Below are 13,385 nucleotides of genomic sequence, written 5' to 3'. Positions count from 1 at the left end.
AATGTTCTTTTCGACATTTAAAGCTAATTACCTACAAAAAATCGGATTGATTATCGTGGTTCTTTAGTGCTAGAATACAGTATAATTTGGAAAATTTAGGAGAATAATATGTCTCGTGTTTTACAAAAACTTATTCTGCAATTGATTAGTACAAGGTGGGTCATCCTATTGGCGTTATTTCTATACCATTTTAGAATGGATCAGAAATATTCCTTTGGGTTGACGCTGCTAATTGGTTTTAATATCCTCCTGACATGGTTTCATTTCAATTGGATGAAAAAAACGATCTGGCGCACAGTTGTAGTATTGGAGATTGTGAGTCTCGTTATATTAAATGTTTGCTACTCATTAGATTTGGGACAACTTTATTATCTTTTTACGACCTTTTTTATCGGAAGTATGCTCTTTTCGAAAAAGGCGTCACTTGTCTCAACTTTTATCTATTGTATACTTGCTACCATTCTCTCACTCGAAATTCAAGAACGTCCTCTTATTGAAGGGATATCTTCCCTTTACTTTTTTTGGGGATTTTTATTCTATTTATTAATGGCCACGATTTTGGGAAGTGCTGGTGCTGTTTTTAGAAAGTTAACACTCATCCTTCATTTTTCAAAAAAATTGGCCACCATTCAATCTGTGAAACTTTTATATAACATAACTGAGACTTACATCAAGAAGTTAATGAAAATGGATCGTTGTTATATTTGTTTATATGAAAATAATAGTTTCATAGATGATTGGTACATCCAATATTACACAAGGATACTACGATCAAATGATTCCTATAGAGTAGAACGTAAAATGAAGAATGTTTTGATCGAAAGTTATCTTGGAGATCTAGAAAACTTTCTGTTTTATCCACTACGCGTCCACAAAGCTAATGAAAATATAGGTGGCTTACTTATTCCGCTCGAAAAGAAAAATCAATTTAGCCACTTTGATTTTATTTTACTAAGAATGTTATTGTCCTATTTTTTAAATCATTTGCATTTATTAGTCCTTCAACAAGAACTTGCCTCATCGATGAAAGATGAAGTGCGTAATAAAATGGCACAGGATATGCACGATGGATTAGCGCAACAGCTGTTTTTCTTATCCGCACAGATTTTTCAAATTAAGAGTAATCTTTCAAAGGGTAGAATTGATGAACTAAATCATTTAATAGAAGCAATGGAAAAACAAACCTCGTCCTGCCAAAATGAGGTCAGATCATTTATCGCCCATTTAAAAGGAGAGCAAAGGGATACTAATATTTTTGATGCTATTCACCAATTAGTTAAGCGGTTAACTTATAACTCTTCTGTAAAAATAAACATTGAATGCCAAGGGAATATTGTTGATGAGATTGTTGAGATAGAAGAGGCTGTGTATCGGATTATTGAAGAATCTGTTAATAACATCTTAAAACATGCGAGTGCAAGCCTCATCTCGATACTTGTAGAGGTAACTATGGTGCAATGGACGATAAAAGTAATAGATGATGGGGTAGGATTTCAACAATCAAGTCATCAAGAACATTCATCAAGGTCATATGGGGTAAGCGGACTAAAAGAGAGAGTAGGAAATCTTGGTGGACATTTTACATTACGGTCAGTGGTGGGGAATGGTACGGAAATCACAGCGATTATTCCTAGGGGAGGAATGAAGAATTATGCATAAAGTAATGATTGCGGACGATCATCAAATTGTTCGTGAGGCGATGAAGATGATCATTGGGAGTGATGATTCATATGAAATCGTTGGGGAAGCTTCTAATGGAACAGAGCTTATTGAAGTTGCCAAACAATGTCAACCAAATCTAATTATTTCAGATTTGAAAATGCCAGGTGAATCAATTATTAGCCAATGCCAAACATTAAAAACTTTAGTACCGGGGGTAAGGATTATTATCCTAACAGCCTATGATGATAGTGAAGATATTTATAACGCTCTCAATGAGGAAGTCGATGGGTACATTATGAAAGACACCCCTCCCAATCAAATATTACAAACGATGCAAATGGTCTTACTTGGTTACTCCTGCTTCCAGCCAAAAGTGAATCATAAACAAATGCAGTCCCAAAAATCAGACAGCGGATTAAATTTAACCGAGAGGGAAGAGGAAGTGTTCCGTTGTATTGTCGATAATTTAAGTAATATAGAGATTGCAGACAAACTATTTATTTCAGAAGCAACGGTTAAAACGCATGTCAGCAGCATATTGAGGAAGACGGGACAACCCAATCGTTCACAAGCTGTTTTATATGCCTTGAAAAATGGGCTATTAGAAATTACCCCATAGAAAGTAGGTTTTGAAGTGACCACATTTAATGAAGAAATAAAATATCGTGGAGATCGTACACTGTTTTTCATGGCTATTCTTATGAGCGTGGGAGCTATTAGTGGATTCGTTTGTTATCTTATATTACGAAGTGAAATGACTAAAATGATTTTTTTTGGCTTTACCTTTACGATGATTTTCCACTGGGCTTTCTTTTTTTTACATAAAAAAATAAATAAATTCAGTGTGCATTCACAACATATTTCCGCAGTCATGGTTTATGTCCTCTTCACATTTGTTGCTCTGTACGATCCTTTAGATTTTCCATATATGTGGATGTATCTTTCCTACTTTCCCATTGTTTTAGCTTTACTTGAAAGTGGAAGGGCTTACAAAGTATGGAGTGCGGTTTATATTTTTTCATATATAAGCTTTACTGGTATTCAAAATTCCCAAAGTGGTTTGTTTGTTCAAGAGAATGCCTTATTAATTATATGCCAAATCTTATTCGGATTTGCGAGTATTTTAATAGGATCTATGATGGTCAAGCATTTTGGAAATGTCAAAAGCATTACTAGTTTTAATGAAGAAAAACAGATGAAGGAGCATATTTTTGAAGTATTAAGTGCCTTAGTTCCTATTGTTGAGACGAAATCTCAGACAACTAGAAACGAAATTACAGAAATGTCTATGATTATGAAAAAAATAATTAAGAGACTACCAAACAATGATGTAAAGGATTGGGAGATCGAACTGCTCTCTTTGTTGCATTTTGTCAGTAGGATCCAATGGCCGGATTATTTATTTGAGAAAAATGAAAAACTGACAAGCTATGAGTTTAAGCTTGTCCAAAATCATTGCATTTTTGGACATCGATTACTTGGAGATTTTAAGTCGTTGGAAAAGGTAAGAGATGCTTTTTTGAAACATCATGAACGTACAAATGGTTCGGGATATCCGTTAGGACTTGAAGGAAATAAGATACCAGCGCTTGCACAAGTACTAGGGCTAGTCGAATGCTACCTAGCCATGATTAAACCAAGAGCCTATCGCCCATCCATGACGACAGAGGAAGCATTATTAGAAATAAAGGAACTGGAAAAAACAAAAGTAGATCCTAAAATATTGCAAGCATTAATTCAGGTCCTGCAAGAAAGAGATACTATAAGTACAATGGACTATAAACTTTCGCATGTTATATAGGGAGTCAGCCTAAAGTATAGTTCTTCTATCATTCTTTATTATTACCTTTAATCCATTCTGAATACGAATACCGTCACTACCATGCAGGATGTTAAGATGGAAAAAGATAAAGAAAAACGGAGGAAAAGGGTTTGTTTAAAAAATACTGCAAAGGCTGTGTAAAATATTCATATAGTAGTAATAACAATGGAGTGTGGCTTTGTCCACATTGTAAACGCAATTTATCCAATAATCACTTATTTAGCCATACGATGAAAAAAGAACTAAAACTAATCAGGACACCAACAGTAAAGGAAAATCCTTTATCGCGTTAAACCACCGGGGGTCAGTCCCTCATCGCTTTAAAGCAGTGAGGGACTGACCCCCGGTGAAGTAGTAACCCAAAAGGCACAATCCCATTTCAAATTCAATAGATAATAATAGAAATATTCTGACAAACAACTAACGAATTTTACAAATAATTAACAATTAAGTTTAATTTTTTACAATATTCCAAGTTAAATGTATTTTTTTTAGATTCCTAATATGCTAATATGAAAAAGTAGTAAATTTCCGATAGGGGGAAACACACTTGAAAAAAATTTCAAACAAAAAGAAAGCGCTTGCGAGTGCTGCTTTAGCATTAGGAATCATGATTCCACAAGTCGCTCCAACGATTAGTTACGCTGAAGTAATGGATAAAGACGTAGTTAAATTACGTATTATGGAAACAACTGATACACATACAAATCTATTAAGCTTTGACTACTACTCTGGTGCTGTTCAAAACAAATATGGTTTAACAAAAACAGCTCAATTAGTTAAACAAGCTCGTGAAGAAGTGAAAAACTCTGTATTAGTAGATAACGGAGATACAATGCAAGGAACGCCACTTGCTACTTACTTTGCGAAAGTGAACCCGTTAAAAGATGGTCAAGTTCACCCAGTCATCAAGGTTATGAATGAAATGGGCTATGACATGGCAACTCTAGGAAACCACGAGTTCAACTACGGACTAGATTTCTTAGACGAGTTTTACGATGATGCGAAATTTAATTTTGTAAATGCGAACGTTTACAAAGATGACAAAGACAATAACCCAGATAATGATGTTAACCAATTCACTCCATACAAAATTGTTGAAAAAACAGTAAAAGATGAAAATGGTGTTGATCAAAAAATCAAAATCGGTTATTTAGGATTAGTTGCTCCTCAAATCACTGATTGGGATAAAGCTCATTTAGAAGGCAAAGTAATTGCGAAAGATATCGTTGCTACAGCTGAAAAAATGGTTCCTAAAATGCGTGCTGAAGGTGCGGATATCGTTATTGCGATGACACACTCTGGATTTAACGGCTCTGCAGAAGCAAACAAAGGTGCAGAAGATGCAATCTATCCTTTAAGTAAAGTTAAAGGTATTGATGCAATCACTTTCTCACATACACATAAAGTATTCCCAGCAGCAGATGTGAAATCTCTAGATGCCTTATTTAAAGGTAAAGATGGTAACCCACTTCCTGGAGTTGACAATGCAAAAGGAACAATCAATGGCGTGCCAGCTGTACAAGCTGCATACGGTGGAGAAAAATTAGGTATTATCGACTTAACGATTAAAAAGGTTGATGGAAAATGGTCTGTAATAGATTCTCAATCTTCAACAAAAGGAATCTATGATGCGACAGCGAAAAAAGAATTAGTTCAAGCAGATCAAAAATTAGTTGACTTAATTAAAGCAGACCATGAAGCAACAATTGAGTACACAATGGGTAAATTAGGTACGACTACTGCGCCAATTCACAGCTATTTTGCACTTGTACAAGATGACCCATCTATCCAAGTCGTAACAGCAGCTCAAAAATGGTACACAGAAAAGTACATTAATCAATTTTTACCAGAATACAAAGACACACCAATCCTTTCTGTTGGTGCACCATTCAAAGCAGGACGTAACGGTGTAGATGAGTTCACTGAAATTAAAAAAGGTGACTTAACAATCCGTTCAGCTGGTGACCTTTACCTTTATGACAACACAATGAAGGCGATTTTAGTAAAAGGTTCAACGGTAAAAGAATGGATGGAAATGACAGCAGCGAAATTCTTCCAAATCGATCCGAATAAAAAGGAAGAACAAGCATTATTAGACCCTGCATTCCAAGTGTACAACTTTGATATCATTGATGGTGTTACTTTCCAAGTGGATGTAACTAAGCCTGCAAAATATAAATTAGATGGTACGATTAACGATGCTAACTCTAGCCGTATCGTAAACATGCAATACAATGGTAAAGCGATCGATCCAAACCAAGACTTCATCATTGTAACGAATAACTACCGTGCAAGCGGCGGCGGTAACTTCCCTGGTGTGAAAGGAAGCAAATACATCATCGACTCAGCGGAAGAAAACCGTCAAATCTTAATGGATTACATCACAGAAACGAAAGAAATTAATCCAACAGCTGATAACAACTGGTCAATCGCACCAATTAAAGGCGATGTTAATGTAACATTTACGTCTAATCCAAAAGCAGAAGAATACGCGAAGTTAACAAACAACATCACTTACACTGGTAAAACAGATGACAAGGGCTTCGGTATCTTCAAGATTGATTTAAGCAAAGCGTCTACACCTGCAGCACCAAGCTTCACGGATGTTACGGAAAAGCACTGGGCTAAATCATACATCGATGCTCTAGTTGCGAAAAATATTGTCTCTGGTAAAACAGAAACAACTTTTGCTCCAGAAAGCAAAATCACTCGTGGACAATTCGTAGCAATGATCGTACGTGCAATGGGTCTAAGCGATGGATCTGCTGGCGTAGCGAAAGAAGTAGAAATTGCTTACAAAAACGGAATCACAACTTTAGAACCTGCTAAATTCGGAGCAAACGATGAAATCACTCGTGAACAAATGGCGGCAATGATCGTTCGCGCTTACGAAAAGAAAACAGGTAAAGATTTCTCTGCAACAAAATCTGCATCCATCAAAGACAGCAAGAAAATCAGCAAAAACCTCGTAAGCGAAGTTAACGCTGCATATGAGCTTGGCTTTATGGGCGGATTCAACGGTGGTAAATTCCTACCGAGAAACACAGCAACACGTGCTGAAGGCGCGAAAGTAGTTTATTCGTTCCTAAACAAATAATAAATAGAATGAAAGGTCCCAATATATGGGGCCTTTTTTTGCCTAAATTTGTAAATCTAATAGTTTACTAGATCCACTTTCAAATATCCCCCTTACCGTTTACAATAAATATAATCGAAATATAAAGGAGCGGAATCGATGCTGAAAAAATATGCCATTATCATTCTATTATTCTCCATTTTATTCCCAGCATCTGTTGGGGCAGCTTCTGAACCAATCGAGGAGATTCGCGGATATATCCGTGATTATTATATCGAGGACGTTCCAGCAGAGGTTCTTGCCAAACCAACGGCAAAAGAAATTACCTCTTATCTTGACCCGTATTCGGTTTACATGAGTTTTGCTGAATATCAGCAGTTTATAAATGCGATTGACCAAGAGTTGATAGGGATTGGTGTCGTTCTAGAGGAAAATGCAAAAGGGGTAAAAATTCTCTCTGTGCTTCCAAATAGTCCAGCAGAACGGGCTGGAGTTTTACCTGGGGATATTATTACGAAGGTAGATGGAAAAAGTGTAGCAGGAATATCCATTCAGACGGCTATCACCTTTATCTCTGGAGATGAAAATACTGCGGTTTTCCTGTCTATTTTTAGAGAAAAGACGAATGAATCGCTAGAAAAATCCATTCTTCGTGAAAAGATTGAGATTCCAAATGTGGAATATGAAATGTTAGGTGGAGAGATTGGTTATGTAAGGCTTAATAGTTTTTCTCAAGATTCGGCAGAGGAAATTTTACCTGCTATTCAAGCGCTTAAAGGGGCGAAGGGCTGGATTTTTGACTTGAGGGACAATGGTGGAGGCTATATTTCTGCAGCTCAAGAGGTAGCTGGCTTTTTTCCAAATGTAAAAAAAGCCTTCCAGTTAAGGGATAAATCCAATGCAATAGAGGTTTATGACGTCATCGATCAGCCAAATAAATTTACGTCACCAACACATCTATTAATTAATGGACATAGTGCCAGCGCATCAGAAATGGTCTCTGCAACGGTGAAGGAACAAAAAGGGGCTATTTTATACGGGCAGAATACGTATGGAAAAGGCGTAATGCAAAGCCTCATTCAGCTTAGTGATAACAGTGTTTTAAAATTAACAACAGCGAAGTTCTTTTCACCAAAAGGAACGGCGATCAATAAAGTGGGAGTTGCACCAGACGTTAAGACAGCCGAAGGGGAAGAGCTCATCGCTTCTCATCGAGATCAATTGATTAACGCTTTAAAAGGCTACAAAGAGCTGTCATCGTTGAAAAATGTTCCCGTGACAAAAACCTTTACCGTCAAAATGTCCACTCCAATGAACTGGACGGGATTAAAAGCGAGCGATGTAGGGCTCATTCAGCTAGGTGGAAAAGAAGTAGAAGTAGATCTCAAAGTAGTCGACGACAAAACGATTAAAATCATTCCAAAACAAAAGCTTGAATCAAAGGGCCAATACTTGTTAGCAATCCATCCAAACTGGACTGGGAAAAGAAAGGGGAAAATGTTGAACGGAACGTATTTAGAGGTTAGTGTGGAATAAGAAGAGGGCCAGTGCAATGTGATATATTGCGCTGGCCCTTTTATTTAAAGATAAGGTTGGATTTCGAAAATTGTCTAGCGTAAGCGTCCTAGCCCCGACGTACAGGATGTACTAGTGTCGACAATGCGACAGGACGTCCGAGTTATTGTCGACCTCGAGGTCAAATGGCGCCCCAAAGATGAGGTTAAAGACAAACCTCCTCTTCGGGACGGCATTTGCTTGGCAAACCAAAGAACGGTTTGCATAAGTGCGACTAGGTCTCTGGCTTCGCTGCTCTCGCCAATCGACCAGTCTTCTTTATCGGGGCTTACAAGCGCGCTTCCGCTTTTCTTATTACTTCTTATAATATTCCTTCAGTGTTTTCATCCAATCTTCTTCTAGTTCTGTTGAAAGCCCCCAGCCTGGAAGAACACTCGCCAAGGTTGTCATCTCGACAGGTTGTTTAGAGACTTGAAGTTCCTCTTGTGAAATGAGGTAGGCTTCTAAGTCGTACTTCTGTGGCGTTTCTTCCCCAGCAATCTTCTTGGCCACCATTCTTAAATTAATGGCACCAATTAATTTTGGATCAACAGCTGCTGTGAATTTCCATGGGTTATTTTGTTCTTGCATGAACTTGAGGTCGGTATTGGACACGTCTATGCCATAGATCTTGATTTCATCTCTGCCTGCTTCTTTAATCGCGTCAACAGCTCCAATCGCAAAGGCATCCCAAGTAGCAAATATGGCGTCAATTTCTCCTTTTGGATGCTTATTTAGCATAGCTGTAACAGCATTCTTCGTTTGCTCAGATGTGTCTGCAGCGGCAACACCAAATCGTTCAATTTCCTTTATTCCTGGATAGTTCGCTAATTTTTCTTTATAAATGACATTGCGTCTAATCATTGGTGCAAAGCCATCTACCCAAAGATATACAATGTTTGCTTTCCCGTCATGATCCTCTATCAGCTGTTCCATCGCTAGCGTGGCTAATGTTTCATCATCTTGAGAGGAAAGCGAAACACCTTCGACGGTTGCTAGGTCAGGGGTCGAATCGAATGTTACCACGCTTTTACCTTTTTCAACTAGTTTTTTCACATCATCCACTGTAGCTGCATCATCCCCGTGTGAGATAATAAATCCATCGTAATCTTCATCAAGGGCTTGCTCAAGTGCTTCGTGGAATTTAGCGCTATCACCATCTGCCGTAAAAACATCGACAGTAAGTCCCATAGCTTCGCCTTCCTCTTTTGCCCCAGCTAAAAATTGCGCTGTATTTTCATCTCCACCAATTTTTCGAATGACTTTAATTTTTACAGAATCTTTCTGCTTAAATTTTTCTGGAACATTTTCTAATGTAACAACCTTTTTGACTTTCGATTTTTCCGTTGCTTTTTCATTGGATGAGCATCCAGTTAGAATAATACTCATCGAAAGAGCTGTCAGCAGGACTTTCTTTATTAAGCCTATCTTCATTTCAACATTCTCCTTAAATCTAGATGTCATTATAGTTTAAAATGCTTAACAAGTTCTTCTAATTGAATGGAGAGCTTCTTTAAAGCTTCGGTGCTTTCGGCAATCATATCCATTGAACCAGCTTGCTGTTCAGCGGAAGCCGATACCTCTTCCACTCCAGCTGCCGATTGTTCAGTAACCGCAGAAATTTCTTCACTAAAGGCACTCAATTGTTCACTACCAAGCTTCATTTTATTTAAATTCATAGCAACTTGATCGATCATCTGAACCATTATTGAGACGTATTCGGTAATATGGCCGAACGTTTCTCCAGTGGCTTTCATTTGTTTATTGCCGACTTCAGTTTGTTCTACACCATTTTGTAAGGTTTCAACGACGAGTTTAGAATCTGTTTGGATCCCTTGGGTAATTGATGTAATGTCATTAACCGAGATACTGACTTGTTCTGCTAGCTTTCTTACTTCATCCGCTACCACAGCAAAGCCTTTTCCATGTTCACCAGCTCTTGCTGCTTCAATGGCCGCGTTCAAGGCCAACAGGTTCGTTTGTGCTGCAATGGCTTGTATAACATTGACTAATTGGTAAATGTCCTTATTTTTTTCATCTAATTGAATGACTTTTAACATTGATTCGGATACGATTTGACTGATCGAATCCATTTGATGCACCGATTGAAGCATGAGCTGCTTGCCTTCCTCTGATTTTGCTAACACATCGCTTGAAGCATTCTTTAGCTTTTCTCCAGCGAGATTGGCTTCGTTAATTTCCACATTAAATTGCTCTATGGCTTGAGCAGATTCTTGAGCAGAGCTTGCTTGCTCCGCTGTCCCCCCAGCTAATTCATGCATAGTGGTCGCAATTTGCTGACTTCCGAGTTTTACTTCATTAGAAGAAACGGATAGTTCTGTGCTTTGAAGATTCACTTTACCTGATATTGCGACAACCTGTGTAACAATTGCTTGTAAATTATCCTTCATGTTATTGACAGATTGTGCTAGTATCGCAATTTCGTCCTTATTTTTAATATGTATGGAGTCTACAGCCAGATTTCCCTTTGATATTTCATCAATTCGACTAGTGACTAAACGAAGTGGCTTGGCAATATTTCTTGTAATGAAAATTGCCGCCACTATCCCTAATAATAATGCAATCACAATGGAGGTGATAATCGTCAATACTGTTTGCTTAAAGGTTGCTTTTGAATCAGCCCCTGCCTGATGCGCTCCTTGTTGATTTAATTCCATTAAGTTTACTAAGTTTAGTTTCATCGAATCAAACGCCTTAGCTCCTTTTTTAAAATAGAGATAAGCAAATTCGTCTTTCCCTTTATCACTTAGCCTAAGTGTTTCCTCATTAACTTTTATGAAAAAGTCCCACTTATAATGAAATTCGTTATATTGATTGCGTTCCTCTTTTGAATCAAGTTGATTTTCATAAGTTTTAAATGTTTCTGTTGCTTTGCTTATGTAACTAGATCGTTCCTTTTTTAGCATCTCTTTTTCTTGATCATCGTCTGACTCAATATATCTAAGTGAAAGAGTTAAAACATGTTCCGTTTGATAAGCAATCGAGTTAATCAACTCCACCCCAGGCATCCAAACATCTACGATAGATTCCGTCTTTTCCTGCATAGAGTACATCCGATTGATAGAAACACCTGCAAAAATGACCATTAATAATAAAACGACCCCAAATCCTGTTAAAATCTTTTTGCCTACACTAAGCTGCATTTTTTCATTCCTCCAAAAAATACCTAGATAATCCCACATTTTCAAAAAAATAACCTTATAAAATATAGCATGAATTATGGGGAATGTCACAAAAATCCTAATAATTTAATAGGTATTTAGCACTTCCTCTAAACAAAAGAGCCCTATTAAATAGAGCTCTTACATGCAATCCATTATTTGTCATCTAATCCCTTCAACAAAGTGACAAATTCCCCTCTGGAAATGGCCGCTTCAGGTTTAAATGATTTGAATGTTTTCGGGAAGTTTCCGTCTTGATCAGCGTATCCATTCGTCACTCCACTTTCGTAAAGCCATTGGACCGCTTCCTCTTTAGTCATGCTTTTCTTTGATTTTAAAAAGCTATTTGCAAGTAAAAGGGCAGCATCTCCTCTTGATATAGATGCATTTGCTTTACCTGTTACCGGAAGTCCTTGTTCTTTCGCCAGTTGGTAAATTGCTTTTGTTGATTCATCCTTCAACTCAGCACCTAAGCTATAACGGAAGAATACTTTTAAAAATTGCGATTCACTCATGGCTTCTTCTGGCTTCAGAAGTTTTTCTGTCGCAAAGCCTTGAATGATTCCTTTTTCAAGTGCCCAGGCAAAGGCATCAGACCAATCTTGCCCAGCTTTGTAATCTTTAAAAATCGTTAGATCCACTTTAGACGCTAGTTTTCCTGTCTTTACCCATGTAGAGATGTCAGCGATTAATTCCTCTGAAACATTTCCAGGTGTCATATATTCTGTTTGACCGTCAGGTTGTCCTGCGTAATCCACTAGTACATGGAACATATTAGGATACAATTTGTAGTCGACATTTTTTCGATCTTTTAAGGTATCTTTCCATAGTTGGAATTCTGAAACAGGAACTTGAACATCTTTTCCTGCTTGTAAAAGCAGTAAAGGCAGATCCTGCTTTTTCGCTAATTCTGCTGGTTGATAGTCGCGAAGATCATACCACCAGTACGGGTTGCCAAGCTGGAAATTTGCTGGTGGATTGTCTTTAGAATAGCTAGGGTTATTAATTAAAGCAACTTGCTCGCGAAGAACTTGAACGCTTGCTTCTTGCACCTTTAAATGTTCAGCAGGGGCATTCGCTGCTTGCATTCTTGCTAAAATTTGTTCCATTTGCCATAAGTATAATTCATGGAATTTCGATGCATTTCCAGCAATCCCAATTGCACCTTTAATATCATGATTTTTGTCGCCTTCTACAATGAGAGGAAGGGCAAAGGCACCTTGACTATGACCAACGACGAAAATATTTTTCGAATCGACTTCTGGGATGGATTTCAAGGCCTTTACAGCCAAGTTTGCATCGATGACCGTTTCTTCTTGGATCGAGAATTTCGGAGTAGTGCTCACTTTTAAAGGATGGACATTCGTGCGCTTGTCATAGCGAAGAACAGCCACTCCTTGGTTTGCAAGCCCAACGGCTAAATCTCTAAATGATTTGAAAGAATAAGCGGTTTGATCCATATCATTCGGACCTGAACCATGAACCAATACAACCACTGGAAACGGACCTTCGCCTTTCGGAACAGTTAACACTCCAGATAAAGCAAATGCTCCTTCACCCACAACTACTTGTTTTTCCGTATATTTTTCTGGGTGATTGTAGGACGGATTCAAGAAAAAGTTTGGTGGATATACCTGCTTCACATTTAAATCATCAATTTGACCTAAATGGTTAAATAAAACCACTAACTCAAACGGTCCTTTTTCCGTTGTGAACAAGTAGGATACCTTCGTATGTACTCCATTAAAGCTGACATTTGACTGCTTAATGTCACTTATTTTTCCATAAGGTGTAGTTATACTTGCCCAAATAAGCGGCAGTGCTTCTTTCGTGAAAGATGGTTGAAGATTTGCGCTAAGCATCCCGTAAACTTGATCCCATTTATTCTCTTTTGTATAAGTGATGAACTGATCACCAAGCTTATCAAACTCGACTTTCTGTGTCACATCCGCTGCCTGAACTGGCAGTGTAAAGCTAGCTGCGGCTCCTGATAAACCAATAGAGCTTGCAAGGACAATTTTCCCAACTGACTTTGAAAAACGTTTCAATTTTGACGCCTCCTAAAATAGTAATCTAGTAGTAATAC

Annotated in this window: 8 protein-coding genes; 5 read left to right on the top strand and 3 right to left on the bottom strand. The window is 37.8% G+C overall.

What is annotated here, in order from left to right:
• Positions 1-108 precede the first annotated feature (108 nt).
• The 5 genes from ACFSO7_RS02175 (at position 109) to ACFSO7_RS02155 (ending at position 8,099) form a co-directional block, all read left to right on the top strand.
• Positions 109-1,659, top strand: a complete 1,551-nt coding sequence (locus ACFSO7_RS02175; RefSeq protein WP_377874931.1) for a sensor histidine kinase — start codon at positions 109-111, stop codon at positions 1,657-1,659.
• Positions 1,652-2,281 carry a response regulator gene (locus ACFSO7_RS02170; protein ID WP_377874929.1) on the top strand — a complete coding sequence of 210 codons (630 nt, stop codon included), beginning with the start codon at positions 1,652-1,654 and terminating at the stop codon, positions 2,279-2,281. The genes ACFSO7_RS02175 and ACFSO7_RS02170 overlap by 8 nt, the downstream gene beginning before the upstream one ends.
• 15 nt (positions 2,282-2,296) lie before the next feature.
• On the top strand, positions 2,297-3,463 hold the full coding sequence (locus ACFSO7_RS02165; RefSeq protein ID WP_377874927.1) for an HD-GYP domain-containing protein: 1,167 nt from the start codon (positions 2,297-2,299) through the stop codon (positions 3,461-3,463).
• Between the two features lie 631 nt (positions 3,464-4,094).
• On the top strand, positions 4,095-6,584 hold the full coding sequence (locus ACFSO7_RS02160; protein WP_377875083.1) for a bifunctional 2',3'-cyclic-nucleotide 2'-phosphodiesterase/3'-nucleotidase: 2,490 nt from the start codon (positions 4,095-4,097) through the stop codon (positions 6,582-6,584).
• Positions 6,585-6,722: 138 nt separating this feature from the next.
• Positions 6,723-8,099, top strand: a complete 1,377-nt coding sequence (locus ACFSO7_RS02155) for a S41 family peptidase (RefSeq protein WP_377874925.1) — start codon at positions 6,723-6,725, stop codon at positions 8,097-8,099.
• 333 nt (positions 8,100-8,432) lie between these two features.
• On the opposite strand, the gene ACFSO7_RS02150 is transcribed toward ACFSO7_RS02155, so the two are convergent.
• The 3 genes from ACFSO7_RS02150 to ACFSO7_RS02140 all read right to left on the bottom strand — a co-directional run bounded on the left by ACFSO7_RS02150 (position 8,433) and on the right by ACFSO7_RS02140 (position 13,347).
• Positions 8,433-9,551 carry a sugar ABC transporter substrate-binding protein gene (locus ACFSO7_RS02150; RefSeq protein ID WP_377874923.1) on the bottom strand — a complete coding sequence of 373 codons (1,119 nt, stop codon included), beginning with the start codon at positions 9,549-9,551 and terminating at the stop codon, positions 8,433-8,435.
• Positions 9,552-9,580: 29 nt separating this feature from the next.
• Positions 9,581-11,281, bottom strand: coding sequence for a HAMP domain-containing methyl-accepting chemotaxis protein (locus ACFSO7_RS02145; protein ID WP_377874921.1), 1,701 nt, complete (start codon positions 11,279-11,281; stop codon positions 9,581-9,583).
• Between the two features lie 173 nt (positions 11,282-11,454).
• Positions 11,455-13,347 carry an alpha/beta fold hydrolase gene (locus ACFSO7_RS02140; protein ID WP_377874919.1) on the bottom strand — a complete coding sequence of 631 codons (1,893 nt, stop codon included), beginning with the start codon at positions 13,345-13,347 and terminating at the stop codon, positions 11,455-11,457.
• Positions 13,348-13,385 lie beyond the last annotated feature (38 nt).

Source organism: Bacillus sp. CGMCC 1.16607, from assembly GCF_042683745.1.
Classification (GTDB): domain Bacteria; phylum Bacillota; class Bacilli; order Bacillales; family Cytobacillaceae; genus Pseudoneobacillus.
Note: the sequence above shows the minus strand (reverse complement) of the source record. Positions and strands in the feature narration are given on the sequence as shown.

Coding starts and splice junctions, on each gene's coding strand:
- ACFSO7_RS02155 (WP_377874925.1), top strand. CDS start 6,723: ATGCTGAAAAAATATGCCATTATCATTCTATTATTCTCCATTTTATTC.
- ACFSO7_RS02145 (WP_377874921.1), bottom strand. CDS start 11,281: ATGCAGCTTAGTGTAGGCAAAAAGATTTTAACAGGATTTGGGGTCGTT.
- ACFSO7_RS02175 (WP_377874931.1), top strand. CDS start 109: ATGTCTCGTGTTTTACAAAAACTTATTCTGCAATTGATTAGTACAAGG.
- ACFSO7_RS02170 (WP_377874929.1), top strand. CDS start 1,652: ATGCATAAAGTAATGATTGCGGACGATCATCAAATTGTTCGTGAGGCG.
- ACFSO7_RS02150 (WP_377874923.1), bottom strand. CDS start 9,551: ATGAAGATAGGCTTAATAAAGAAAGTCCTGCTGACAGCTCTTTCGATG.
- ACFSO7_RS02160 (WP_377875083.1), top strand. CDS start 4,095: ATGATTCCACAAGTCGCTCCAACGATTAGTTACGCTGAAGTAATGGAT.